This is a genomic window from Pseudomonas sp. ES4, from assembly GCF_050586665.1.
Lineage (GTDB): Bacteria > Pseudomonadota > Gammaproteobacteria > Pseudomonadales > Pseudomonadaceae > Aquipseudomonas > Aquipseudomonas frederiksbergensis.
Window position 1 is genome coordinate 1 of the sequence record NZ_JBOBDO010000012.1, and the last position, 25,767, is coordinate 25,767.

At 59.7% G+C, this 25,767-nt stretch carries 22 protein-coding genes; 10 read left to right on the forward strand and 12 right to left on the reverse strand.

What is annotated here, in order from left to right:
• Window positions 1–71: 71 nt before the first annotated feature.
• Together metK and ACQ4OB_RS15045 are read right to left on the reverse strand one after the other, a co-directional pair.
• Complete coding sequence (metK, locus tag ACQ4OB_RS15040; RefSeq protein ID WP_076029463.1) at window positions 72–1,262, reverse strand: methionine adenosyltransferase; 1,191 nt, start codon at window positions 1,260–1,262, stop codon at window positions 72–74.
• Window positions 1,263–1,280: 18 nt separating this feature from the next.
• On the reverse strand, window positions 1,281–2,276 hold the full coding sequence (locus ACQ4OB_RS15045) for an ArsR/SmtB family transcription factor (RefSeq protein ID WP_102614915.1): 996 nt from the start codon (window positions 2,274–2,276) through the stop codon (window positions 1,281–1,283).
• Between the two features lie 273 nt (window positions 2,277–2,549).
• Between ACQ4OB_RS15045 and tkt the strand changes: the two genes are divergently transcribed.
• From tkt to fba, 6 genes are all read left to right on the forward strand, one after another.
• Window positions 2,550–4,547 carry a transketolase gene (tkt, locus tag ACQ4OB_RS15050; protein ID WP_076029465.1) on the forward strand — a complete coding sequence of 666 codons (1,998 nt, stop codon included), beginning with the start codon at window positions 2,550–2,552 and terminating at the stop codon, window positions 4,545–4,547.
• A gap of 151 nt (window positions 4,548–4,698) precedes the next feature.
• A complete protein-coding gene (epd, locus tag ACQ4OB_RS15055; protein ID WP_076029466.1) occupies window positions 4,699–5,751 on the forward strand; it encodes an erythrose-4-phosphate dehydrogenase in 1,053 nt (350 codons plus the stop codon).
• Window positions 5,752–5,763: 12 nt separating this feature from the next.
• On the forward strand, window positions 5,764–6,927 hold the full coding sequence (locus ACQ4OB_RS15060; RefSeq protein WP_430955962.1) for a phosphoglycerate kinase: 1,164 nt from the start codon (window positions 5,764–5,766) through the stop codon (window positions 6,925–6,927).
• A gap of 34 nt (window positions 6,928–6,961) precedes the next feature.
• Window positions 6,962–7,183 (forward strand): hypothetical protein, encoded by a 222-nt coding sequence (locus ACQ4OB_RS15065; protein ID WP_430955963.1) that lies wholly within the window; start codon window positions 6,962–6,964, stop codon window positions 7,181–7,183.
• A 56-nt stretch (window positions 7,184–7,239) separates the two neighbouring features.
• Window positions 7,240–7,572 (forward strand): MliC family protein, encoded by a 333-nt coding sequence (locus ACQ4OB_RS15070; protein ID WP_074871566.1) that lies wholly within the window; start codon window positions 7,240–7,242, stop codon window positions 7,570–7,572.
• A gap of 129 nt (window positions 7,573–7,701) precedes the next feature.
• On the forward strand, window positions 7,702–8,766 hold the full coding sequence (fba, locus tag ACQ4OB_RS15075; RefSeq protein ID WP_007975467.1) for a class II fructose-bisphosphate aldolase: 1,065 nt from the start codon (window positions 7,702–7,704) through the stop codon (window positions 8,764–8,766).
• A 208-nt stretch (window positions 8,767–8,974) separates the two neighbouring features.
• Here the strand turns inward: fba and ACQ4OB_RS15080 are convergent, their stop codons facing one another.
• The 3 genes from ACQ4OB_RS15080 to ACQ4OB_RS15090 form a co-directional block, all read right to left on the reverse strand.
• Entirely contained in the window at window positions 8,975–9,289 is a 315-nt protein-coding gene (locus ACQ4OB_RS15080) for a hypothetical protein (RefSeq protein ID WP_430955964.1), read from the reverse strand.
• A gap of 239 nt (window positions 9,290–9,528) precedes the next feature.
• Entirely contained in the window at window positions 9,529–9,786 is a 258-nt protein-coding gene (locus ACQ4OB_RS15085) for a fructose-bisphosphate aldolase (RefSeq protein WP_139273351.1), read from the reverse strand.
• Between the two features lie 625 nt (window positions 9,787–10,411).
• Window positions 10,412–11,080: a polysaccharide lyase family 7 protein gene (locus tag ACQ4OB_RS15090; protein ID WP_074871564.1), complete on the reverse strand. Its 669-nt coding sequence runs from the start codon at window positions 11,078–11,080 to the stop codon at window positions 10,412–10,414.
• 323 nt (window positions 11,081–11,403) lie between these two features.
• On the opposite strand from ACQ4OB_RS15090, the gene ACQ4OB_RS15095 reads away from it, so the two are divergent.
• The 3 genes from ACQ4OB_RS15095 to ACQ4OB_RS15105 are packed head-to-tail and all read left to right on the forward strand — an operon-like array spanning window position 11,404 to window position 14,392.
• Window positions 11,404–13,527, forward strand: coding sequence for a putative bifunctional diguanylate cyclase/phosphodiesterase (locus tag ACQ4OB_RS15095; RefSeq protein ID WP_430955965.1), 2,124 nt, complete (start codon window positions 11,404–11,406; stop codon window positions 13,525–13,527).
• A gap of 45 nt (window positions 13,528–13,572) precedes the next feature.
• Entirely contained in the window at window positions 13,573–14,064 is a 492-nt protein-coding gene (locus ACQ4OB_RS15100; protein ID WP_430955966.1) for a M48 metallopeptidase family protein, read from the forward strand.
• A gap of 31 nt (window positions 14,065–14,095) precedes the next feature.
• On the forward strand, window positions 14,096–14,392 hold the full coding sequence (locus ACQ4OB_RS15105) for a winged helix-turn-helix domain-containing protein (protein ID WP_008151963.1): 297 nt from the start codon (window positions 14,096–14,098) through the stop codon (window positions 14,390–14,392).
• Between the two features lie 123 nt (window positions 14,393–14,515).
• Here the strand turns inward: ACQ4OB_RS15105 and ACQ4OB_RS15110 are convergent, their stop codons facing one another.
• Entirely contained in the window at window positions 14,516–14,968 is a 453-nt protein-coding gene (locus ACQ4OB_RS15110) for a GNAT family N-acetyltransferase (RefSeq protein ID WP_074871556.1), read from the reverse strand.
• 171 nt (window positions 14,969–15,139) lie between these two features.
• Between ACQ4OB_RS15110 and ACQ4OB_RS15115 the strand changes: the two genes are divergently transcribed.
• On the forward strand, window positions 15,140–15,877 hold the full coding sequence (locus ACQ4OB_RS15115) for a substrate-binding periplasmic protein (RefSeq protein WP_074871553.1): 738 nt from the start codon (window positions 15,140–15,142) through the stop codon (window positions 15,875–15,877).
• A gap of 143 nt (window positions 15,878–16,020) precedes the next feature.
• Here ACQ4OB_RS15115 and yccS read toward each other — a convergent pair whose 3' ends face one another.
• The 6 genes from yccS to ACQ4OB_RS15145 all read right to left on the reverse strand — a co-directional run bounded on the left by yccS (window position 16,021) and on the right by ACQ4OB_RS15145 (window position 25,655).
• Window positions 16,021–18,204 (reverse strand): YccS family putative transporter, encoded by a 2,184-nt coding sequence (yccS, locus tag ACQ4OB_RS15120; RefSeq protein WP_430955967.1) that lies wholly within the window; start codon window positions 18,202–18,204, stop codon window positions 16,021–16,023.
• Window positions 18,205–18,491: 287 nt separating this feature from the next.
• Window positions 18,492–19,670 (reverse strand): NAD(P)/FAD-dependent oxidoreductase, encoded by a 1,179-nt coding sequence (locus tag ACQ4OB_RS15125; RefSeq protein WP_074871549.1) that lies wholly within the window; start codon window positions 19,668–19,670, stop codon window positions 18,492–18,494.
• Between the two features lie 132 nt (window positions 19,671–19,802).
• The gene (dbpA, locus tag ACQ4OB_RS15130) at window positions 19,803–21,140 is read right to left on the reverse strand and encodes an ATP-dependent RNA helicase DbpA (protein WP_232252256.1); all 1,338 of its coding nucleotides are present in this window, start codon (window positions 21,138–21,140) and stop codon (window positions 19,803–19,805) included.
• Window positions 21,141–21,370: 230 nt separating this feature from the next.
• The gene (gene mdtD, locus ACQ4OB_RS15135; protein WP_102614910.1) at window positions 21,371–22,798 is read right to left on the reverse strand and encodes a multidrug transporter subunit MdtD; all 1,428 of its coding nucleotides are present in this window, start codon (window positions 22,796–22,798) and stop codon (window positions 21,371–21,373) included.
• Window positions 22,799–22,863: 65 nt separating this feature from the next.
• Entirely contained in the window at window positions 22,864–24,213 is a 1,350-nt protein-coding gene (locus ACQ4OB_RS15140; protein ID WP_430955968.1) for a TldD/PmbA family protein, read from the reverse strand.
• The gene (locus ACQ4OB_RS15145) at window positions 24,213–25,655 is read right to left on the reverse strand and encodes a TldD/PmbA family protein (RefSeq protein ID WP_430955969.1); all 1,443 of its coding nucleotides are present in this window, start codon (window positions 25,653–25,655) and stop codon (window positions 24,213–24,215) included. The genes ACQ4OB_RS15140 and ACQ4OB_RS15145 overlap by 1 nt, the downstream gene beginning before the upstream one ends.
• Window positions 25,656–25,767: the final 112 nt, after the last annotated feature.

Consider the following 25,767-nt stretch of genomic DNA (forward strand, 5'->3'; position numbering starts at 1 on the left):
TTCGATTTTCACGCAATAAAAAGCCCCGCACGGCGAACCGTGCAGGGCTTTTGGTACCGCCGGGGGAAGTCTTACAGGCCGGCAGCAGCGCGCAAGGATTCGGCGCGGTCGGTCTTTTCCCAGGTGAAGGTGGTGAAAGTGTCATCGCCCACAGTCTTGGTAGTCGGCGTGCGACCGAAGTGGCCGTACGCAGCGGTTTCCTGGTACATCGGGTGCAGCAGGTCGAGCATGGTGGTGATTGCGTATGGACGCAGGTCGAACACTTCGCGAACCAGCTTGACGATTTTTTCGTCGCTGATTTTGCCGGTGCCGAAGGTGTTCAGCGAGATCGACGTAGGCTGAGCAACACCGATGGCGTAGGAAACCTGAATCTCGCAGCGCTCGGCCAGGCCGGCCGCCACGATGTTCTTGGCCACGTAACGACCGGCGTAGGCGGCCGAACGGTCAACCTTTGATGGATCTTTACCGGAGAACGCGCCACCGCCGTGACGGGCCATGCCGCCGTAGCTGTCAACGATGATCTTGCGACCGGTCAGGCCGCAGTCGCCTACCGGGCCACCGATGATGAACTGGCCGGTCGGGTTGATGTGGAATTGGGTGTCCTTGGACAGCAGCTCGGCAGGCAGTACGTGCTTGACGATCAGCTCCATCACGCCTTCGCGCAGGTCTTTGTACGATACGTCAGGGTTGTGCTGGGTCGACAATACAACGGCGTCGATACCGACAACCTTGCCGCCTTCGTAACGGCAAGTCACTTGCGACTTGGCGTCCGGGCGCAGCCAAGGCAGCAGGCCGGATTTACGGGCTTCGGCCTGACGCTGAACCAGCTGGTGCGAGAAGGTGATCGGTGCTGGCATCAGCACGTCGGTTTCGTTGCTGGCGTAGCCGAACATCAGGCCCTGGTCGCCGGCGCCCTGATCTTCAGGCTTGGCGCGGTCGACACCCTGGTTGATGTCAGGAGACTGCTTGCCAATGATGTTCATCACGCCGCAAGTGGCGCCGTCGAAGCCGACATCGGAGCTGTTGTAGCCGATGTCCAGAATCACGTTGCGCACGATTTCTTCCAGGTCGACCCAGGCCGACGTGGTGACTTCACCTGCGATGATTGCCACGCCGGTTTTTACCAGAGTCTCGACCGCTACACGGGCGAACTTGTCTTCAGCAATGATGGCGTCCAGCACAGCATCGGAAATCTGGTCGGCGATTTTGTCCGGGTGCCCTTCGGACACGGACTCGGAGGTGAAGAGGGAGTATTCGCTCATCTCGATTTTTTCCTGAATTTACCGATGGTGAGTGTCGCCAGCCGGTCGCTGAAAATGGCGGACCTGGATCTGGAAACCATTACGTAAGCCGATATAGAGGCTTTCCCCGGGAGCGAGTCCCGCAGCGGTGGCCCAACGGGCCAAATCGTCCTGTTCAAACCCCAACCATAGATCACCGCAGGCCTCCCTGGCCCAACTCTGGTTGTGGCTACATAACTCTGTCACGAGCAGACTGCCGCCCGGTTGCAGCAAGTTGGCCATGTGCTTGAGTGCTTCGGCCGGCGCGGCGAAATGGTGCAGCACCATGTTCAGTACAACGCAATCGGCCTGAAGGCTTACGCCATTCAATGCATCGGCCAGTTGCAGGCTGACGTTAGCCAGCGTTTCACGTTCGCAAACCTGGCGCGCCAGTTCGAGCATCGCCGGGCTGTTGTCCAGCGCTGTGACCTGGGTGAAGCGGCGCGCCAGTTCCGGCAGAAACGCACCGTCGCCGGGGCCGACTTCGATGGCTGTGGCGCCATCGCCGAAACTCAGCTTGTCGAGCAATGCCACCACGCTTTCGCGGTATTGCGGCAGGCCGGCGATCAAGTCTTGCTGGGCGCGAAACTTCTCCGCGACCCGTGAGAAAAAGTCCTGGCTGGCCGCCGCGCGTTGCCCATGGACCTGACCGATCCGCGACTGCACTTCGGCAGGCAGGGTCAGGTTGTCCACTTCTTCCAGTAGCGCGGCATGCAGCTTGCCGCCCAACAGGTCGGTGTGGGGCAGGGCGCGGCGGTAGAAAATCGCGTTGCCTTCACGGCGCGTCGCCACCAGATCGGCCTGGGCCAATACCTTGAGGTGGTGACTCATGCCGGACTGGCCGATGCCGAAGATCTGCGCCAGCTCCAGTACGCCAAACGAATCGTTGGCCAGCGCGCGCAATACATTCAGCCGCAGAGGATCGCCGCCGGCCTTGCACAGGGCCGCCAGCTCATCGCAATCGTCATGTCGAATGGAAGGCGCAGGTAAATTCATAAGGCCAGCAGTCTAGTGACGGTCAGAAAACACCGCAAGAGCAATATCAAAAAGTTTTGATATTGCTCGATAGATGGCACTTCTCAGGGAAAGGGTCACTCTACAAATCGTCAGCGGAAAGGTTTCATCAGGCGAATGCGACTTTATCCACCGGAAAAACGCCTTCAGATGACTATCTGTCATTGCCCCGAGGCGGGTGGGTGAGGGAAAATGCTCGCCTTTTTTCCGTTTCGTTTTATTCACTCTCGATTCAATATCCGCAGGAGAACAGCGATGCCCAGCCGTCGTGAGCGTGCCAACGCCATTCGTGCCCTCAGCATGGATGCCGTGCAAAAAGCCAACAGCGGCCATCCCGGTGCCCCTATGGGTATGGCGGATATCGCCGAAGTACTTTGGCGTGACTACCTGAAGCACAATCCGAGCAATCCATCGTTCGCCGACCGTGACCGCTTCGTGCTGTCCAACGGTCACGGCTCGATGTTGATCTACTCGCTGCTGCACCTGACCGGCTACGATCTGTCGATCGAAGACCTGAAGAACTTCCGCCAACTGCACAGCCGTACCCCGGGTCACCCGGAATTCGGCTACACCCCAGGCGTTGAAACCACCACCGGTCCACTGGGCCAAGGCCTGGCCAACGCCGTGGGTTTTGCCCTGGCAGAAAAAGTCCTGGCGGCGCAGTTCAACCGTCCGGGCCACAACATTGTCGATCACCACACCTACGTGTTCCTGGGTGATGGCTGCATGATGGAAGGCATTTCCCACGAAGTCGGCTCCCTGGCCGGTACTTTGGGCTTGAACAAGCTGATCGCCTTCTACGACGACAACGGCATTTCCATCGACGGCGAAGTCGAAGGCTGGTTCACCGACGACACGCCCAAGCGTTTCGAAGCCTATAACTGGCTGGTGATCCGCAACGTCGACGGTCACGACCCTGAAGAGATCAAGATCGCGATCGAAACGGCGCGCAAAAGCGATCAGCCAACCCTGATCTGCTGCAAGACCACCATCGGTTTCGGTTCGCCGAACAAGCAAGGCAAGGAAGACTGCCACGGCGCCCCGTTGGGTGACGCGGAAATCGCTCTGACCCGTGCTGCGCTGAAATGGAATCACGGTCCGTTCGAAATCCCGGCCGACATCTACGCCGAGTGGGACGCCAAGGAAACCGGTCGCGCGGCCGAAGCCGAATGGGATCAGCGTTTCGCTGCCTACTCCGCAGCCTTCCCTGAATTGGCCAACGAGCTGATTCGTCGCCTGAGCGGCGAACTGCCGGAAGACTTCGCTGAAAAAGCCGATGCTTATATTGCTGAAGTCGCTGCCAAGGGCGAAACCATCGCCAGCCGTAAAGCCAGCCAGAACGCATTGAATGCCTACGGCCCGCTGTTGCCTGAACTGCTGGGCGGCTCCGCTGACCTGGCCGGTTCCAACCTGACCCTGTGGAAAGGTTGCAAAGGTGTTACGGCTGAAGACGCCAGCGGCAACTACATGTACTACGGCGTTCGCGAGTTCGGCATGAGCGCGATCATGAACGGCGTGACCCTGCACGGCGGCCTGGTGCCTTACGGCGCGACCTTCCTGATGTTCATGGAATACGCCCGCAACGCCGTGCGCATGGCCTCGCTGATGAAGCAGCGTGTCGTGTTCGTCTACACCCACGACTCCATCGGTCTGGGCGAAGACGGCCCGACTCACCAGCCGATCGAGCAACTGACCAGCTTGCGCAGCACGCCGAACCTCGACACCTGGCGTCCAGCCGATGCCGTTGAATCGGCGGTGTGCTGGAAAATGGCTCTGGAACGCAAGGACGGCCCTTCGGCGCTGATCTTCTCGCGTCAGAACCTGCAGCACCAAACCCGCAATGCATTCCAGATCGCTGACATCGCCCGTGGCGGTTACGTGTTGAAGGATTGCGAGGGCGAGCCTGAGCTGATCCTGATCTCCACCGGTTCGGAAGTCGGTCTGGCCGTTCAGGCCTACGACAAGCTGACCGAACAAGGTCGCAAAGTGCGGGTTGTTTCGATGCCTTGCACCAGCGTGTTCGATGCTCAGGACGCCGGTTACAAGCAAGCAGTCCTGCCGTTGCAAGTCAGCGCCCGTATCGCCATCGAAGCCGCCCACGCGGACTACTGGTACAAGTACGTGGGCCTGGAAGGTCGCGTGATCGGCATGACTACCTACGGCGAGTCGGCGCCTGCGCCAGCCTTGTTCGAAGAGTTCGGCTTCACCCTGGAAAACATCCTGGGTCAGGCTGAAGAGCTGCTGGAAGACTGATCCAGAAAATGTATCGTCTGATCTGACGCTATCGCGAGCAGGCTCGCTCCCACAGGGATCTACACCGTCCATGTGGGAGCGAGCCTGCTCGCGATGACGATGGAACATTCAACGCTGCAATGACGGATTCACCACGGTAATCGAGAACCCCATGCCTCAACCGCGTCCTTACAAAGTTGCACTCAACGGCTACGGCCGGATTGGTCGTTGCGTCTTGCGTGCGTTGTTTGAGCGAGGCGATAAGGCCGGGTTTGAAATTGTTGCGATCAACGATCTGGCGGACATGGCCAGCATCGAATACCTGACACGTTTCGACTCCACTCACGGGCGGTTTCCCGGGGAAGTGAGGGTCGAGGGCGATTGTCTGCATATTAATGGCGACTGCGTGAAGGTCCTGCGCAGTGCCACCCCTGAAGGCATCGATTGGGCGTCGCTGGGCGTCGATCTGGTGCTGGAATGCTCCGGCGCTTACCACACTCGCGAAGATGGCCAGCGTTTCCTCGACGCCGGTGCGCCGCGGGTGCTGTTTTCCCAGCCGATGGCCAGCGAAGCGGATGTCGACGCCACCATCGTCTACGGCGTGAACCAGGATTGCCTGACCGGCGACGAGTTGCTGGTGTCCAACGCGTCCTGCACCACCAACTGCGGTGTGCCGCTGTTGCGCCTGCTGGATCAGGCCATTGGTCTGGAATACGTGTCGATCACCACCATTCACTCGGCGATGAACGATCAGCCGGTGATCGATGCCTATCACCACGAAGACTTGCGCCGCACCCGTTCGGCGTTTCAGTCAGTGATTCCGGTGTCCACTGGTCTGGCGCGTGGCATCGAGCGCCTGTTGCCGGAACTTGCCGGCAGAATTCAGGCCAAAGCCGTGCGGGTGCCGACGGTTAACGTGTCCTGCCTCGACATTACGATGCAGACCGTGAGCGACACCGACGCCACCGAGGTCAACCGGATTCTGCGCGAGGCCGCCACCCATGGCCCGCTCAAAGGCCTTCTGGCCTATACCGAGTTGCCTCACGCCAGTTGTGATTTCAACCATGACCCACATTCGGCCATCGTCGATGCCAGTCAGACTCGAGTTTCCGGCCCACGGCTGGTGAACATCCTGGCCTGGTTCGACAACGAATGGGGTTTTGCCAACCGAATGCTGGATGTTGCGGAACACTATCTGCATATATCTGCCTCTCCAAAACAGTAGGAAATGCGACCCATGACCGTGTTGAAGATGACCGACCTCGATCTGCAAGGTAAGCGCGTACTGATCCGCGAAGACCTCAACGTCCCAGTCAAGGACGGTGTAGTCACCAGCGATGCGCGAATCCTGGCTTCGCTGCCGACCATCAAGCTGGCCTTGGAAAAAGGCGCGGCCGTGATGGTCTGCTCGCACCTTGGCCGTCCGACCGAAGGCGAGTTCTCGGCCGAGAACAGCCTCAAGCCAGTCGCTGACTACCTGAGCAAGGCTCTGGGGCGTGAAGTGCCGCTGGTGGCCGATTACCTGGGCGGCGTTGACGTGAAGGCCGGCGACATCGTGCTGTTCGAAAACGTGCGCTTCAACAAAGGCGAGAAAAAGAACGCTGACGAACTGGCCCAGCAATACGCCGCCCTGTGCGACGTGTTCGTGATGGATGCCTTCGGCACCGCTCACCGCGCCGAGGGTTCGACCCATGGCGTGGCCAAGTTCGCCAAAGTCGCCGCTGCTGGCCCATTGCTGGCTGCCGAACTGGACGCACTGGGCAAAGCCCTCGGCGCTCCGGCCCAACCAATGGCGGCGATTGTTGCCGGCTCCAAGGTCTCGACCAAACTCGACGTGCTGAACAGCCTGAGCCAGATCTGCAACCAGCTGATCGTCGGCGGCGGCATTGCCAACACCTTCCTGGCCGCTGCCGGTCACCCGGTCGGCAAATCCCTGTACGAGCCGGACCTGCTGGACACCGCTCGCGCCATCGCCGCCAAGGTCAGCGTGCCGCTGCCGGTCGATGTCGTGGTTGCCAAGGAATTTGCTGAAACCGCCACCGCGACCGTCAAGCTGATTGCCGACGTGGCCGCAGACGACATGATCCTGGACATCGGCCCGCAGACCGCGGCGAATTTCGCCGAGTTGCTGAAGTCGTCCAAGACCATCCTGTGGAACGGCCCGGTGGGCGTGTTCGAATTCGACCAGTTCGGTAACGGCACCAAAGTCCTGGCCCAGGCCATCGCAGAAAGCTCGGCGTTCTCCATCGCTGGCGGCGGCGACACCCTGGCCGCCATCGATAAATATGGCGTTGCCGATCAGATCTCCTACATTTCTACCGGTGGCGGCGCGTTCCTCGAGTTCGTCGAAGGCAAGGTGCTGCCGGCCGTTGAAGTCCTGGAAAGCCGGGCCAAGGCCTGAGGCCGCCCATTTGACCAGGCAAAGGAGTGTTCAGATGGTCAAAACATTAGCGCTGTTGATGATCGTCGGGGCGCTGGCGGCTTGCGGGAGTAACCCGAAAGCCCCGAAGGTGCCCGAGACGCCTGAACAGGACAAAGGCTGCTACCAGGCCGACTGGCAGGCCGAAACCAATCCGGTGATCAACAAGCGTTCCGGGCCTGATGGCCTGGACAAATACGAGACACAGACCCCGGCCAAGGAACATGGCTGCCCTTGACGGGTCTGACACTTTACTCAGGGCTGGCGGCGTGCGCCGTCAGTCGAGGAACATGGATGAAAGGTTTTATCGCCGTTACGGCGCTGGCGCTGCTGGCAGGTTGCTCGAATTTCAATCTGTTCAAGCCTGCCGAATCGACGGACAGCTGGACCACCTGGACCTGCGACAGTCAGGCCAAAGTGCTCTGGCGCTACACCGACGAAAGCCGCAAGGAAGTCGACGTTCGCCTGGGCGGTGCCGATCAGGTCTACCGCTTGAAGCATGAGCCGGGCGCCGACGGTTCGCTGTACAGCAACGACATGCTGGCGTTTCACATAAAAGGTGAGGAAGGCCTGGTGTACTGGGTCGCCACCAATGATTTGATCGGCCGCGGTTGTAAAGCGCAGTAACGCCGCAAGATTGAGGCAACACCGAATTGGCAGACCGGGGCAACCCCCGATCTGCAATAACTTGAATAGCCGCCGCCGCTACGGCAGGCTGGCACGATTAACGACCCTCAACCGGGAGATACACACACAATGGCACTTATCAGCATGCGCCAGATGCTGGACCACGCAGCCGAGTTCGGCTACGGCGTTCCAGCCTTCAACGTCAACAACCTTGAGCAGATGCGCGCCATCATGGAAGCCGCTGACAAGACTGACTCCCCGGTGATCGTCCAGGCTTCGGCCGGTGCTCGCAAATACGCCGGCGCACCGTTCCTGCGTCACCTGATCCTCGCGGCAATCGAAGAATTCCCGCACATCCCGGTGTGCATGCACCAGGACCACGGCACCAGCCCTGACGTCTGCCAGCGCTCCATTCAACTGGGCTTCAGCTCGGTGATGATGGACGGTTCCCTGGGCGAAGACGGCAAGACCCCGACCGACTACGACTACAACGTGCGTGTTACCCAACAAACCGTCGCCATGGCTCACGCCTGCGGCGTTTCGGTAGAAGGCGAGCTGGGCTGCCTGGGTTCGCTGGAAACCGGCATGGCCGGTGAAGAAGACGGCATTGGCGCCGAAGGCGTTCTGGATCACAGCCAAATGCTGACCGACCCGGAAGAAGCCGCTGACTTCGTCAAGCGCACCCAGGTCGACGCCTTGGCCATCGCCATCGGCACCAGCCACGGCGCGTACAAGTTCACCAAGCCGCCTACCGGCGACGTACTGGCCATCGACCGCATCAAAGAAATCCACAAACGCATCCCGAACACCCACCTGGTGATGCACGGTTCGTCTTCGGTTCCGCAAGAGTGGCTGGCGATCATCAACCAGTACGGCGGCGACATCAAAGAAACCTACGGCGTACCGGTTGAAGAAATCGTCGAAGGCATCAAGCACGGCGTACGCAAGGTCAACATCGACACCGACCTGCGCCTGGCATCCACCGGTGCGATGCGTCGCCTGATGGCCACCAACCCGAGCGAGTTTGATCCGCGTAAATTCTTCGGCGCGACTGTGACTGCCATGCGTGATGTGTGTATCGCACGTTATGAAGCGTTTGGTACGGCGGGTAATGCTTCGAAGATCAAGCCGATCTCGTTGGAAGGGATGTATCAGCGTTATTTGAAGGGTGAGTTGAACGCTAAGGTTAACTAAGCCGTAAGCGTTTGAGTTGCATTAAAAACCCGCCGTGAGGCGGGTTTTTTGTGGGTGGGACGTTTTGCATGAAATGCGCCGACATAAGGCGGATGGAATGTAACCTATAGCGGACATGTTTCTACTCAATCTGGAAAAAGTCCGTAATAGGTGACATCTTTATCCTGAGTGTTTATGGCTGATATTCCCTGTTTTATATGTTTTGCGCTCACCCAATCCGACCAAGCCCTACTTGTTGAGAGTGCGAAATGCCGGTAGCTTCAGTGAAACTTCGGGTCCCATTCAGAGTGTTAAAGTCGGAAGTTGTAAGTGTCCAGTTTTCTGTGTTTCCACCCACCATCCCGCTGAGCGTAATAGTTGTGTAGTTTGCCCAGATGCTCTGCGTCCCGTTGATTGTTCCGGTTTGTCCATTAACATTCGCGGTCGCGTTAACCGGGCCTGCATAGTCATCACTGCTATGGACTGTCAGATAGACGTGATTTTCCGCAAGCGCACCATAAAAAGTTCCTACTAAAGCGCCCATACTTTATATCCTTATGATGTTGAAGATAAAAAATTAAAAAAGAACAGGGGGTATTTGTTTATGTGTCCTGTTCTTGTTTTTTTGTGTTTCGTCGATAAGGCTAGTTCTGTGAGGGTGCGCGGTCACCTGTAATAAGTGACAGTTTTTAATATCTTTTTGCTATAGGAAGACAGGTTTATTGCGGGGGACGTGAGGGGAAGGGGCAGATTTATTTAATCGTCCCCTTTTTCTCAAAGAACTTAGCTATTTGTTGGTTTATCAAACCCGCGCTGCTCAATCACCCGAAACACATCGCTTACATCCTGGGCCATGATCCGGGCGATGTTGGTGACGGTGTTGATGTCGTTCTCGGCATAGTCCGGCAGGCTGGTGCAGGCCATGAGGTGCAGGTATTTGAGGACGGCGCTGAGGCGTTCGCTGACGCAGTTGTGGAGTTCTTGGAGTGGGGCGTCGCTGTCGATGAGCAGGACGGGGTAGTCGGTGGCGAATTGGGACATGGGGGTGAAGCGGCGAGGCGGTTGTTAATTGCTCATGGAAATCCTTAACTCAAGAAAGGATTCGCCACCGTTTGCTGCGAAACAAATGGGGTGGCAGCTGTGCGCGGGTTCGCAGACCGAGGAGTTAAGACCCGGCAGACCCGAAGGTCTCCCACGCACAGCCGCCATAAAGAACGAGTACGGGCATGCGCTGCCCGTGTCGTATTTTGACGGTTGTGGTTCTAACTCGGTAGGGCTGCGAAACCCTATCGCCGACTGCTGTCAGCGACGGGGCGAACTATAAGCGGCGACTTTGGTGGCTGCAACCGGGGTGTAGGATCGCGCTCGGTCATTGTGGCGAGGGGGCTTGCCCCCGTTCTGCGGCGCAGCCGTCGTAAAACCGGGCGCTATGGTGTGTCTGAGGAAATTGCGTAGCAGGGTTTGGGGCTGCTTCGCATCCCAACGGGGGCAAGCCCCCTCGCCACAGAGGGAGTGGTCCTACGAATTTTGCGGACGCTGGGATTTGTAGCCGCTGCCGGGCTTGCGAGGACGTTGTCCTCGGACGCAGCCTCGCAGGCTCGGCAGCTGCTACAGAGGTCAAGTTGTTCTTGGTGAGCGTCCCCGGCTGTATTCCCGGGTGAGAAAGTTACCTTTCGTGATCAATATCCAGCTTGCTGAACGTCACTTTTCCGCCTTCGGTGGTGTACCCGGTGTTGTCCTGTACATACGCCCCGGCCTTGAAGTACAGCGGCTTGACGCTCCAGGTCCTGCTGATGTCGGTGTCCCACTGGTAGCCTGCCGCACTGATGCCCAACGCTCCGCCCGGGCTCAGGTGGATGAGGTAGGAAAACTCCCGATCCAGTTTCACCCCGGTAGCGATGGTGATTATCCGGGCGGTATCGTCATCAGGGCGCATACGGACCTTGGCGACGAGGTTGCCCGACTGTGTGCTGGTCGAGTACTGATACTCGAGCTTCACCATCGGTTTCTGGCTTTCATAGGCGTGGATCTGGCCAATGACGATCTTGCCCGAGGTCGGTACCTGATTTACCGCCAGGGTGGCGCGCAGGAAGTTGTCGGCGTCCGGGTAGAACCAGTTTTTCAGTGTGCCGTTGCTGTAGGTTTCGCGAAGCTCGGTGCGCGGATACTTGGCGTTTTCAGTGGTAGAACCGGTGACCGGCGTCCAGAAAAACAAAGTGCCGGTGTCGGAGTGGAAGTATTGGTCCTTGAAGCCATCCACCAGTTTTGACGTTTCAACGGTGTACGGCGGACTGCCGACGGGAACGCTGAGGTTCCAGGTTGCGAGATCGATCATAGACAAAAGCTTCCACGGTTTTTTTACTGCACGTACGTTCCAGAAGCTCTGGCGCGCGCCTTGGGGGCAGTCCTTATAATCGTAGAAGTTCAATTTGTTAATGCGTAAATGACAAACGGGTGGCGTCAAAATCCTGTTAAAAGGCCATCTTTCCCGGTTTTAGCGGGCTGTGGCGCCGACCGTTAGTCGGTAAATGGACGCATTGGTTAAATGATGGCGTACTGATAGCTTCTGCTTTTGCGGAACCCGGTCTAGAGTGAAGGCTTAGTATTTGTCCGGTTTTCACGAGAAACCGGCCTGACGTCCCGCATAAGAGAAGCAGCATGGAATGCGCGCAACCCACGCCAGCTGAAGGCAATTCAATTCTTTTAATCGTTGATGATTACCCTGAAAACCTGATCAGCATGCGCGCGTTGTTGCAGCGCCAGGACTGGCAGGTCATGACCGCCGCCTCGGGCTTCGAGGCGCTCAGCCTGTTACTCGAACACGATATCGACCTGGTGCTGCTGGATGTGCAGATGCCGGGCATGGACGGTTTTGAAGTGGCACGCCTGATGCGCGGCAGCCAACGAACCCGCCTCACGCCAATCATTTTCCTTACCGCCAACGAACAGTCCCAGGACGCCGTGATCAAGGGCTATGCCAGCGGTGCGGTGGATTACCTGTTCAAACCGTTCGACCCACAAATTCTCAAGCCCAAAGTCCAGGCGCTGCTCGAGCACCAACGCAATCGCCGTGCGTTGCAGCGCCTGAGTCGCGATCTGGAGGTCGCACGCGCGTTTAATGCCTCGGTGCTCGACAATGCCGCCGAAGGCATCCTGGTGGTCGGTGAGGAGGGTCTGATCCGCTATGCCAATCCGGCGATGTCGCGGTTGCTCAATGCCACGGTGCAAGACCTGCAAGGCAAAGAGTTCCTGGATTTCCTGCAAAAACCGCACATCCCGGTCTGGACCGACTCCGAATTTTTCACGGGTTACAAACGTGGTGAAACCTTGCGCCTGCACGATGCCTTGCTGCGTACGGCGCCCGGCCAGCAGGTGCCCGTGGCGCTGTCCTGCGCACCGTTGCCCAGCGAACAAAACGCGATGGTGGTGACGGTGCTGGACATGTCGGTGGTGCGCCATCTGCATCAGCAACTGGAGTTTCAGGCCGTCACCGATCCATTGACCGGGCTGCTCAATCGTCGTGGCTTTTACCAGACGGCGGAAAACCTGCTGTTGCGTGGCGACCGTTCCGACAGTGCCTGGGTGCTGCTGTATCTGGACCTCGACGGCTTCAAGCGGGTCAACGATTCCCTCGGTCACGATGCCGGCGACCGGGTGCTGCGGTGGGTGTCCGAGCAGTTGAAGGCCTGCCTGCGGCCCTTCGACATTCTGGCGCGCATGGGCGGTGATGAGTTCACCGCGTTGCTGGATCTGGAGTTCCCCGAGCAAGCGGCAAAGATTGCCGAGAAGCTGATCGAGCGGGTGTCGGTCTGTCAGCAGATCGATGGTCTGGATATCGCCTTGGGCGCCAGCATCGGCATTGCGACGTACCCGGATTGCGGTTCCAATCTTGACGGTTTGTTGCGTGCATCGGACATCGCGATGTACGAAGCCAAGCGCGCCGGTCGTCAGCAATATCGTTTCTACGATCATGAAATGAACGGCCGGGCACGCTCGCGGTTGATGCTCGAAGAAAGTGTGCACGCGGCGATCGAGAACCGTGATTTCAATTTGGTGTATCAACCCCAGGTGGCCATTGCCAGCGGGCAGATTCGTGGGTTCGAAGCGCTGATCCGCTGGCAGCACCCGAGCGTCGGCGATGTACCGCCGGGGCTGTTTTTGCCATTGCTGGAAGAAGCACGGTTGATCAGTCGCCTGGGCAGCTGGATCTATCAACAAGGGGCGAGCCAGCGAAAAGCCTGGGAAACCCTGTTCGCCGACAACCTCGTGCTGGGCGTGAGTTTGAGCAGTACGCAATTCGGCATGCCCAATCTGGTCACCGAGTTGCGCCAGGTGCTCGAGCGCCATGGCTTGCAGGCGCACCATCTGGAAGTCGAGGTCACCGAAGAGGCCTTGATGCAAAACCCTGAGGAAACCCGTAAACAGCTGCGCCTGCTGCGAAACCTGGGTGTGCGGGTGGCCCTGGATGACTTTGGTTGCGGGCCGTGTTCGCTGTCTCATCTGCGGGATCTGGAGTTGGACACGCTCAAGTTCGACCGGCATTTGATTGCCCGGCTTCTGGAGTCCTCACGCGATGCGGCGCTGGTGCGCAATGTGATCGAGTTGTGCAAGGAGTACGGGATGCTGGTGATTGCCGAGGGGGTGGAAACCGTTGCGCAATATCGGTGGCTGCAAGCCAATGGTTGCGAGTACGTGCAAGGATTTCTGGTGGCACGGCCGATGATGGCCGAGGACGTCGGCGACTTTGTGCGGCCGTTCGACTGGAACACGCTGACCGGCTGAATTCGCTACACTGGCGACCTTTTGGTGAATCGTGTTGCCGCCCCAATGACCGCGTTGAAATACCTCCAGGCCTATCCTGCTGCTCTGCAGGACCAAGTGCGCCAGCTGATCGCCGACGGTCGGCTGGGCGATTACCTGAGCCAGCGTTACCCGGAAAAACACCGGATCCAGAGCGACAAGGCGTTGTACACCTATACGCTGGACCTTAAGCAGGAATACCTGCGTAACGCCCCGGCCATCGATAAGGTGTTGTTCGACAACCGCCTGGACCTGACCCACCGCGCCCTCGGATTGCACACCGCGATCTCCCGGGTACAGGGCGGCAAGCTCAAGGCCAAGAAAGAAATTCGTGTGGCTTCATTGTTCAAGGAAGCACCGGCCGAGTTTTTGAAGATGATCGTGGTGCATGAACTGGCGCACTTCAAAGAGTCGGATCACAACAAGGCGTTCTACAAGCTTTGCGGTCACATGTTGCCGGGGTATCACCAGGTTGAGTTCGATGTGCGGGTGTACCTGACGTGGCGGGACATGCAATAAAAATCAAGATATCGCAGCCGGGAGTGTTTCGATGGATGTAAGCAAGACCAAAAGCAGCTTCTATCGTCGGTTGTACGTGGCGTACCTGATCGATAGCGGGTTGGCCAGTAGCGTCCCGGCGCTGACCGAAGTGACCGGCATGCCCCGGCGCACGGCTCAGGACACCATCGCGGCATTGGCGGATCTGGACATTGTTTGCGAGTTCCAGCAGGAAGAAGGCGCGCGCAATCATGCCGGGCGTTATCGGATTCGCGAGTGGGGGGCGATAGATCGGGGGTGGATCGAGCGCAATCTTCGGCAGATCAAAGCGGTGCTGGAATATCCCTGAACGCTCGACTCTGATCGTTCCCACGCTCTGCGTGGGAATGCCTCAATGGACGCTCTGCGTCCGCTTCGGCAGGGACGCGGAGCGTCCCGGGCTGCGTTCCCATGCAGAGCGTGGGAGCGCTCATTACGGGCGGCGCATCCCGATATGCGGAATGCCATCCTCAAGAAATTCCTCGCCCGCCACCACAAATCCGTATTTAGCGTAGTACCCCTGCAAATGCGCCTGGGCCGAGAGATAGATCGGTACTTCAGGCCAGCGCTTTTCAGCCTGCTTCAACGCCTGTGCCATCAACTCATGCCCAAGCCCGGTACCGCGCGCTTGAGGGGCAATGATCACTCGCCCGATGACCACGTCACCCCCCTGTAACTCTGGGTCGAGCAGCCGCAGGTACGCCACCAGCCGATCCCCGTCCCAGGCCATCAGATGGCAAGTGTCACCTTCCAGATCCTGGCCGTCGATGTCCTGATAGACGCATTTCTGCTCAACGACAAACACTTCTGCACGTAGCTGCAGAATGGCGTACAGCTGCTCTTTGCCCAGATCGCTGTGGTGTTTGCAGACCCAATCGATTGTCATCTTCACACTCCCTTTGAACATCGTCGCTCCGATACTAAGCGTCCAGGCGAAAGATGTCTGTATGGCAAAGAAATCTGTGACATAGGCCAAAATGCCATCATTCATTTCGCGCGGCGTTGTCTTGTTTGTGTAATCTGGGCTGGAGTGCCCCGCCCGCTAAGGATTTCTAGCATGCCGCAATTGCATCGAGCCTTTGCTTTGATTGGATTGCTGTTGCTGACTCAAGGCGCAGCAGCGGAAAAGCTGCGATTGGTCGCCGATGCCTGGCCACCCTTTACCGACGCCACGCTGGTCAACGGTGGGTTGGCCACGGACATCGTCAGCACAGCCCTGGCCCGGGCCGGTTATGCCAGCGACTTTGAACAAGTGCCTTGGGCGCGTGCCTTGATGGGGGTTGGCGAGGGGCGGTACGACGTGTTGGTCAACGCCTGGTACACCGACGATCGTACGAAGCTTGGCCAGTTTTCCGGCGAATACCTGCTCAATCGAGTGCGCTTTCTCAAGCGCAAAGACACGCCGATCGAATACAACAACCTGCATCAACTGCATACCTACCCAATAGCGGTGGTGCGCGGTTACGCCTATTCGTCGGCATTCGATGACGACGTATCACTGCAGAAAGTCCCGGTGCACAGCTTTTCCATGGCTGTGCGCATGGTCGCCGCCGACCGGGTCAAGTTGACGCTGGAAGACGAGTACGTTGCGCGTTATTACCTGGCCAGGGAATCAGCCAAGGTGCGCAATGCGGTGGAGTTTTTGCCCAAGCCATTGAGCGAGAACAGCCTGCACATCCTGGTCAGCCTGAAGAACCCCAGGCATGAACAGATCGTCGCCGGTTTCGACCGCGAGATCGCGGCGATGAAAGTGGATGGGAGTTATCAGCGGTTGATGAAGCAGCATGGGATGTGAGGTTTGTGGTGGGGCTGATGGCCTCATCGCGAGCAGGCTCGCTCCCACATTAGATCTCTGCCGTACACAAAATCTGCACCCACAGCAGATCCACTGTGGGAGCGAGCCTGCTCGCGAAGAGGCCGGCCCAGCCGCCACACCTCTCAATCCTTACTCGTTTCCTTGATAAGGTGCGCCGCCAACGTGCGCAATGGCCCAAGCTGACGGCAGATCAAGGCCAACTGCGTCTGCACCAGTCGCTGCCCTTCATCGATTTCGTCCGGCATCTGTTCAAGCTCATTGGCCAGCGCCTCTTCCTCATCGCTCTGAATCGCAATCGGCAGTTTGCTTGCCAGCCCTTGGGCAATTTCATCGATGCTGGCGGCCAGTCTCACGCCCGCACCGTCGATCAAATGCTCGCGTACATCGGGTGGTAGCTGGGTTTCCCGGTGTGCGCCCAGTCCGGACAAATAACTGAGCAAGGTGTGCGAGAGCACCAGAAAGCGGAACCCGACATCCGCTTCCTTACGGAAATGCCCCGGTTCCATCAGCATGTTGGCGAGCGTCGTCGACAGTGCCGCGTCGGCGTTGTGCGCATTGCGTCGGGCCAGGCGATACGCCAGGTCGTCGCTTTTGCCGGCGGCGTATTGCTGCATGATCTGTCGCAGGTAAATGCTGTTGCACGTGAGGGTGTTGGCCAGCACTTTGTTCAGGCGTCGACCCTGCCAGTCCGGCAGGAAGAGGAACACGGCGAGCCCGGCGATCAGGCTGCCGAGCAAGGTATCGAACAGCCGTGGCAGGAACAGCCCGTAACCATCTCCGACCTGGTTGAAGCAGAACAGCACCATCAAGGTGATCGCGGCCGTCGCCAGGGTGTAGCGGGTGGTGCGGTTGATAAAGAACACCACCCCGGCGGCGATCGCGAAGCACGATTGGACCAAGGGATTCGGAAACAGATCGAACAGCGCCCAGGCCACGGTCAGGCCGATGGCCGTGCCGATGATCCGCTGGCCGAGTTTGCGGCGGGTGGCGCCGTAGTTCGGTTGGCAGACAAACAGCGTGGTGAGGATGATCCAGTAACCTTGAGACGGGTGGATCAAATGCACCATCCCGTAGCCGATGCTCAAGGCCAGGGGCAAACGCAGTGCGTGACGGAACAGCAATGACGTGGGTGTCAGCTGCGTGCGCAAGCGAATCCACACATCCTTGAGATTGCGTGGCGAACGGTCGAGCAGGCTGCTGTCGGTGGCGTCCGCCAGGGCATCGGGGTTGCTGGCGTCGCTGAGCAAACGGTCGAGCGTGCCGAGGTTGGCCGCCAGTGCCCGCAACGACCGCAACAGTCCGCGCCAGGCCGGGTTGCTCTGGATGCGCAGGTGTTCGAGGGAGGCGTGCAGGTCGCTCAGGGCTTCGGCGAAGTTGGCGTCATAGACGAACGGCTGGCGCATCTGGATCGACTCGGCCAGCGCCCGGCAGGCTTTGCCTTGCTGGCGCAGCAAGCGTTGGCAGCGGAACATCACGTCGCTATGAAAGAAGGCATCGGCGAGGGCGTTGTAAGGGTAGTGCGAGGAACTGGCGCGTTCGTGGATGTCCTGGGCGAGGAAGTACAGCTTCAGGTAACGGCTGAGTTTCGAGCCCGGCCGGCTGTTGCCGACCCGGTGCAGGATGATTTCCTTGGCAGCGTTCAGTGCGGCCACGACACGGCCGTTTTGCTGCGCCAGTTCCAGTCGGCGCGCTTCCACGTCCAATTGCCGGATCGGCTCGAACAGCGACGATTTCAGCTTCAGGTAGAAACCCAGTTCGCGGAACAATCGCGCCAGGCTTTGCTGCACCGGCTGATTGGAAAACATCGCCTGCCACAGCACCGAGAGCAAACCGTACCAGGCGGCGCCGGCCACCAGCAGCACCGGTTCGTGCCAGAAATCGATGACTTCGCCGCCGCGCTGGTCCACGCCGATCATGGTGTAGACCGACAGGATCAACGTCGCCGAGGCAATCGCGCCATAGCGTTCGCCCAAGGCGCCGAGCATGGTCAGGCCGAAACTGGCCAGGGCCAGGGCGATGACAAAAACGACGGGGTAGGGGAAGAGCAGTTCAACGGAGAGGGCGGCGACGCTGAAGCACACCAGCGTCACGGCCAGTGCGTTCAGGCGGCCTTGCCAACTGTCGTCGGTCTCGGCCAGGGCGCTGGCGATGATCCCGAGGAACAGCGGGATCAGCAGCCCCATTTCATCCTTGTACCAACACAGCGCCATGCTGCCGGTCAGGGCGATGAACACCCGCACGCTGTAGCTGAATTTATCCAGCGCCCAGAGGCGACGCAGAGACTGATTGAAGGGGGTCGATGACATGAAGTGCGAGGGCCTTCCGAGGCAATGACGCTAAATTGAGCCAGTAATGACGTCGACGCAATGGCGCCGATCACATCTGACAGCAAAATCTGTTCCTTACTGCTGGAGGTGTCAGGTCTGCATTGAATCCTGTGGCGAGGGAGCTTGCTCCCGCTCGGCGGCGCAGCCGTCGTAAATCCAGTGCATGGGTGTGTCAGACAAACGGTGATGGCAGGTTTTTGGCCTGCTGCGCAGGCCCGCGGGAGCAAGCTCCCTCGCCACAAAAGCTAGTCCCACATCGAGAAATGTCAGACGTACTGCGCAGCCGCGTAACCGGAGGCCCACGCCCACTGGAAGTTGAAACCGCCCAGATGCCCGGTGACGTCGAGCACTTCGCCAATGAAATACAGGCCGGGGCTTTTCAGCGATTCCATAGTCTTGGATGACACCTCGTTGGTATCGACGCCGCCCAATGTCACTTCAGCGGTGCGATAACCTTCAGTGCCGGCCGGCACCACTTTCCAACTCGCCAGTTTTTCGGCGATGTCGGCAATTTCCGCGTGAGTGTATTGCTTCATCGGTTTGGAGACGAACCAGTTGTCCGCCAGCAGGTTGGCCATCTTCTTGGTGAAGATTTCCCCCAGAAGGGTTTTCAGCTCGCTGTTCGGCCGTTCGGCTTGCTGCTGTTGCAGCCAGGTCGGCACGTCGTGGTCCGGCATCAGGTTGATCTCAACCGTGTCGCCGGATTCCCAGAACGATGAAATCTGCAAAATCGCCGGACCACTGAGGCCGCGGTGAGTGAACAGGATGTTCTCGCGAAAACTCTGGTCGTTGCAGCTCACCAGGCAATCCACCGACGTACCGGAGAGCTCGGTGCAAAGCTCCTTGAGCTGATCGGTGATGGTGAACGGCACCAGCCCGGCGCGGGTCGGCAGCAAGTCGTGGCCGAATTGTTTGGCCACCTGATAGCCGAAACCAGTGGCGCCCAGCGTCGGGATCGACAAGCCTCCCGTGGCGATCACCAGCGATTCGCAGGTGATCTGATCGAGGGTGGTTTGCAGCAGGTAGCCGCTTTCCATTTTCTCGATGTGCTGGATCGAGGTGTCCAGGTGCAGGCTGACGCCGACCTGATCGCACTCGTTGAGGAGCATGTCGAGGATGTCGCTGGATTTGTTATCGCAGAACAGTTGGCCGAGTTTCTTCTCGTGGTACGGCACGCCGTGCTTGGCGACCATGCCGATGAAATCCCACTGGGTATAGCGCGCCAGGGCGGATTTGCAGAAGTGTTCGTTTTGCGAGAGGAAATTGCCCGGTTCGGTGTACATGTTGGTGAAATTGCAGCGGCCACCGCCCGACATCAGGATTTTCTTGCCGGCCTTGTTGGCATGGTCGAGCAACATCACCTTGCGCCCGCGCCCGGCGGCGGTCAGCGCACACATCAAACCTGCGGCGCCAGCGCCAATGATCACGACTTCGGTAGAGCGCAAAACGGTGTCCTCACACAATGATCGTTCCCACGCTCTGCGTGGGAATGCCGCCATGGACGCTCTGCGTCCGCCGTTATGTGACGCGGAGCGTCACGGGATGCATTCCCACGCAGAGCGTGGGAACGATCATGATCAGAGGATACGAACGCGCAGCGAACGGCCTTTGATCTTGCCGTCATTCAGGCGCTGCAAGGCTTGCTTGGCGATCCCGCGTTCCACCGCCACATAGGCCTGGAAGTCGAAAATCGCGATCTTGCCAACCTGAGCGCCCGGAATACCGGCATCACCGGTCAGTGCGCCCAGAATGTCGCCCGGACGCACCTTGTCTTTACGGCCAGCGCCGATGACCAGCGTGCTCATCACCGGCAGCAGCGGTGCGCCGCCCTGGGATTTGAGGTTGTCCAGTTGATCCCAGCTCAACGGCGACTTCTGCAGTAGCTCGATGGCTTGGGCGCGGTGCGCTTCGGACGGTGCGACCAGGCTGATCGCAATCCCTTTCTCACCGGCACGACCGGTACGGCCAACACGGTGGATGTGGATTTCCGAATCACGGGCCAGTTCGACGTTGATCACCATGTCCAGCGCATCGATGTCCAGGCCGCGAGCGGCGACGTCGGTAGCGACCAGCACCGAGGTGCTGCGGTTGGCGAACATGGCCAGTACCTGGTCGCGGTCACGCTGTTCCAGATCGCCATGCAGGCCGACGGCAGAGATGCCTTTGGAGGTCAGGTGATCGACGGTTTCCTGAACCTGCTGCTTGGTGAAGCAGAAGGCGACACACGATGCCGGACGATGATGCGCGAGGACTTTGACCACGGCGTCCATGCGCTCTTCCGGGGAAATCTCGTAGAAACGCTGTTCGATCTGCGTGTCGTCGTGGAACGCCTCGGCCTTCACGATCTGAGGGGTGCGCATGAATTTCGCCGCCAACTGCTTGATACCCGTCGGGTACGTGGCGGAGAACAGCAGGGTCTGGCGACGCGCCGGGGTCTGGGCAATGATTTCTTCGATGGAGTCGTAGAAACCCATGTCGAGCATGCGGTCGGCTTCGTCGAGGATCAGCGTGTTCAGGCCATGGAGCACCAGCGAACCTTTGCGCAAATGCTGCTGAAGGCGACCCGGGGTGCCGACGATGATGTGCGCGCCATGCTCCAGGGAGCCGATCTGCGGGCCGAAGGACACGCCGCCACACAGGGTCAGGACCTTGATGTTGTCTTCGGCACGGGCCAGGCGACGGATTTCCTTGGCGACCTGGTCAGCCAACTCGCGAGTCGGGCAGATGACCAGCGCCTGGCAACCGAAGAAGCGCGGATTGATCGGGTTCAACAGGCCGATACCGAAGGCGGCAGTCTTGCCGCTGCCGGTCTTGGCCTGGGCGATCAGGTCCATCCCCTTGAGGATCACCGGCAAGCTTTGCGCCTGGATCGGCGTCATCTCGGCATAACCCAAAGAGTCGAGGTTAGCCAGCATGGCGGCGGACAGCGGCAAAGTATTAAAAGCGGTGGCGATGGTGGTCACGGGACTGGCCTGCAAAACAAAATGTCGCGCAGTGTATCAGTCTCCGGCTCTGCACCTGCAATTTCTGGACGAGTAGCCGTAGCAGCTGCCGAGGCACGAGGCTGCGTTGCGTGTCCGCAGGACCGCCCCAAGGGGTCGCTGCGCAGCCCAACGCAGCCTCGTGCCTCGGCAGCTGCTACAAGTCAGTGCTCTATATCGTGCTCGCGACTGACCGTCCGTCGGCCATCCTTGGGTGAAAGCTGGGAGAAGATGGTTGCCGCCAGCATCGCCATGATCCCGACCGTCACAAAGGTCAGCTGGAAGGCGACCAATACCGTGTCCGCGCCATCGTTGCCGACTTCTGCGGTGAAGCCGCCGAGCAAGGCGCCGGCACAGGCAACACCAAGGCTCAGGGACAATTGCGCGACCACCGACAGCAGGCTGTTGCCGCTACTGGCGCTGGCGTCGTCGAGGTCGATCAGGGTGACGGTGTTCATTGCGGTGAACTGCAAGGAGTTGATCGCCCCCAGAATCGACAGCATCACCAACAGCAGCCAGTACGGCGTTTGTTCGCTGACCAGCCCCATGCTCGCCAGCATCAGCCCCAGCGCCAATGTGTTGCCGGTCAGCACGATGCGATAGCCCAGGCGTTCGATCAGCGGTCGCGCCACTGACTTGGCGACCATCGCAGCCGCCGCCAGCGGCAGCATGCTCATCCCGGCCTGGGACGGCGAATAGCCCAGCGCCACTTGCAACAGTAATGGCACGAGAAACGGCAGGGCGCCGCTGCCCAGGCGGGCGAACAGGTTGCCGAGGATGCCCACGGCAAACGTCCGGGTCTTGAACAGTGACGGCGCGAACAGCGGATTATCGATGTGCCCGGCCCGCAACCAATATGCCGCCAGACAGGCCATGCCGCCGAACAGCAGCAACATCACCCGCAAGTGCGGCAGGTGCAATTCGCCCAGACCTTCCATGGCAACGGTGATCAGCACCATCGCCGCGCCGAACAGCAAAAAGCCCAGGCTGTCAAAGCGGGTGCGTTCGGTGCCGCGCAGGTCGGGGATGAATTTCCACACGGCGTAACAACCGACAGCGCCGACTGGCAGGTTGATCAGGAAGATCCAGTGCCAGGTCAGGTATTCGACCATCCAGCCGCCCATGGTCGGGCCGATCAGCGGGCCGAGCAATCCGGGGATGGTGATGAAGCCCATGATCCGCACCAGTTCCGAGCGCGGGTAGGCGCGCAACACCACCAGTCGTCCGACAGGCAACATCAGCGCACCGCCCAGACCCTGAATCACCCGCGCGCCAATCAGCTGGCTCAGGGTGCTCGACAGGGCGCAGAGCAACGAGCCGAGGCTGAACAGCAGGATCGCGCTGAAGAAGATTTTCCGGGTGCCGAAACGGTCGGCGATCCAGCCCGAGGCGGGGATCAGCAAGGCGACGGTGAGCATGTAGGCGATGATCACGCCTTGCATGCGCAGCGGGTCTTCGGCCAGGTCTCGGGCCATGGCGGGCAGGGCGGTATTGAGGATGGTCCCGTCGAGGGACTGCATGAAGAACGCGATGGCGACAACCCACGGCACCCAGCGGGCGGTGACAGCGTCGAGAGGCGGGCGGTTGGGCATGGGACCTCATTTGATTTAAACGACGACGATGATCGTTCCCACGCAGAGCGTGGGAACGATCAGGGTCAGAGGGTCAAGGTCAATTTGCTGATCAGCGCCCCCGGCAACAACGCCGACGCCGTGGCCCGCTGGCTGTAGGTACTGGCCGACAACATCAGCTCGCGCTCCTCGGTCAATGCTTCCAGCTGCGATCCCAGCAAACTGTAGGCGCTGTCATCAAAACGCATGGTGCTCACCGGCGCCTGAATCTCGCCGTTCTCGACCCAGAAGGTCGCAAACCGTGTCATGCCGGTCAGGCGTGCCGCCGGCTGATCGGAGTAGTTCAGGTACCACAGGTTGCTGATGTACAAGCCCGTGCCCAATTGCTGGAGAATCTCTGCATCAGGCAACGTACCGGCGGCCATGTTCACTGCGCTTGGCATTTCACCGCCGCTGGCGCCGTTGGCGGTCAGGCCGTACTCGGCCGCACTGCGTGAACTGACCATCTGTGCGCCGGCCTTGCCGTTGACAATCAACCCCAGATCGCTGCGCGGATACCCTTCGCCGGAGAACGCCGGGCTCAACGAACCGCTGACCTTTTCATCCACCGACACCAACGGACTGAACGCACTGTCGCCCGCGTAAAGTTTTTGCAGCGGGCTGTTTTTGCTGGCAATCGACTGCGCCGAGAAACCGCCCCAGCCCAGCATGTCCATGATTTCCCCCAGGGCTGCCGGTGCCAGATAGGCGCGATACTGACCCGGCGCCAGGGTGTGTTGCGGTCTGCCGAGAAACGCCAACTGCTCGCGTGCCTGCGCAAAGCGCTTGGCAAAACCTTCGCTGTTCCAGTCGTGCCCGGCGTAACTGGCTTTCACCGCTTGGCCGTTTTCATGGACCAGACTGAAATCAAAGTTGAAGCTGTTGGCCTGATGCCAGCCGAACGCGCCCGACGAACTGGCGAAACCACGGCTGATCGGGCCGGCGGCGTAGAAACCCACCAAATCCAGTCCTTCGGCGGCCTGAGTGATTTCAGAAACCACTTGCTCGGTGTCCGGCAGCGGATGCTCCTGCACATTCTTGCTCTGCCAGCCGTTGTGGTTGAGCAGCAGGTACGGATCCTGCGGCAACAGTGGCAAGGTTTCGCGCAACTGTTGCAGGCCTTCGGCCAGGCGCTGCACATCGACTTCGGCATCACCCGACAGCGTGATGTTCAGGTCGGCGTGGCGCCCCTCGTTGATCAGTTTGAAACCGACGCTCGCCTGCTGCACCTGCCCGGCCTGACGGACCTTGGCGTGGTTGAAGCGCACGAAGGCCGAGGACTCGGCGGCATAGCTGAGGGTGAATTGTTCCGGCTCGTGAATCGCATCGCGCAGCCAATCGACCAAGGCCTTGAATGCATCGGCCTGGTTTTTTGGGACGCTTTTAAAGTCAGTCATCAGGCAGCTCCCCCAAACACATCAACGTTGCTGAACACGCAGGCCGGCGAGGCATGGCCGACGCGGATCACCTGGTTCGGCTCGCCTTTGCCGCAGTTCGGCGTGCCCAGGACCTTGACGGAGTTGGCATCGCCGACGGCGCTGAGGTTTTTCCAGAACTGCGCGGAAATCGCCCGGTAGTTCGGGTTCTTGACCACGCCTTTGAGTTCGCCGTTTTCGATCAGCTGGCCCCATTCACAGCCGAACTGGAACTTGTTGCGGGCATCGTCGATAGACCACGAGCGGTTGGTGCTCATCAAGATGCCGTGCTCGATGTTGCCGATCATCTGCTCCAACGGTTGATCGCCGGCCTCGATGTTCAGGTTGGCCATGCGATCGATCGGCGGACGGTTCCAGCTGCAGGCGCGGCTGTTGGCCACGCCTTCCATACCCGCGCGAAACTGCGACAGCGCGCCGCCCAATGGACGCAGCAGCAAGCCTTCTTTAATCAGGAATTGTTTGCTCGCGGCCGTGCCGTCGTCGTCATGCCCGTAGCTGGCGAGCTGCTCGGGGATGTCCGGGTCGAAGGTTACGTTGAGCAGTTTGGAGCCGTATTGCAGGCGGCCAAAGTCTTCGGCCTTGACGAAACTGGTGCCGGCGTAATTGCGCTCGTCACCGAGGATGCGGTCCAGTTCCAGCGGGTGACCGATGGACTCGTGGATCTGCAGCATCATCTGGTCCGGCATCAACAGCAGGTCACGCGGGCCTTTCGGGGTGTTTGGCGCCAACAACAATTGCAGCGCCTGATCGGCGATTTTCGGACCGGCGCCGACCAGGCCACAGCGGCTGATCACATCAAAACCGCCCTGTTGACCGAAGTTCTCGCGGCCCAGGGTTCGGGTCTGGCTGTCGTTGCCGTCGTAGGCGGTGACTTCCAGGCTCGGGTAGACGAACCGCTGGGCCTGGCGCAGTTCGGCGCCGGCGTTGCTGAGGTAGATCTGCTCGACGTTAGTGATGCCGATGCTCACTTCCCAGTTCACCAGTCGCTCGTCCTTGGGCACGGCGGCGGACTCGGCGCCGAGCAGTTGGTAGCAATCGCTCAGGGACGGGAAGGGCTGGTCGAGGTTCGGCGAAAAGTAGTCGGCGCGGTCGCTGGAGACCACTTGCGCGCTCAGGTCGAGCAGGGCGTGGGGCTTGAGTCGGCGGGCTTGTTGCTCGGCCTTCTCCAGTGCGGCTTGCAGGCCGGATTGCGACAGGTCGTTGGTCGCGGCGTAGGCTTCGACGCCGTTGACCCGAACGGTCAGCATCGCGCCTTCGTCACGGCTCAGGCTCGGAGGTTCGGCGACATTCTTGCGCACCGACAGGTACTGGCCGGACTCGCGCACATAACGCAGCGAAAAGAATTCAGCGCCCGTGCGCAAGGCAGCAAAACGCTGCTTGAGCTGGGGATGGAAATCGAACATTCGGGAACCTCCTTGGTATGGAGTGGCGGTGTATCGATGTCGCGAGGGGGGTGAAACGTTTGCGTGGCGCTAGATTAGGCCGGTGCGGGGGGTAGGATCAAGCGCGGAGCGG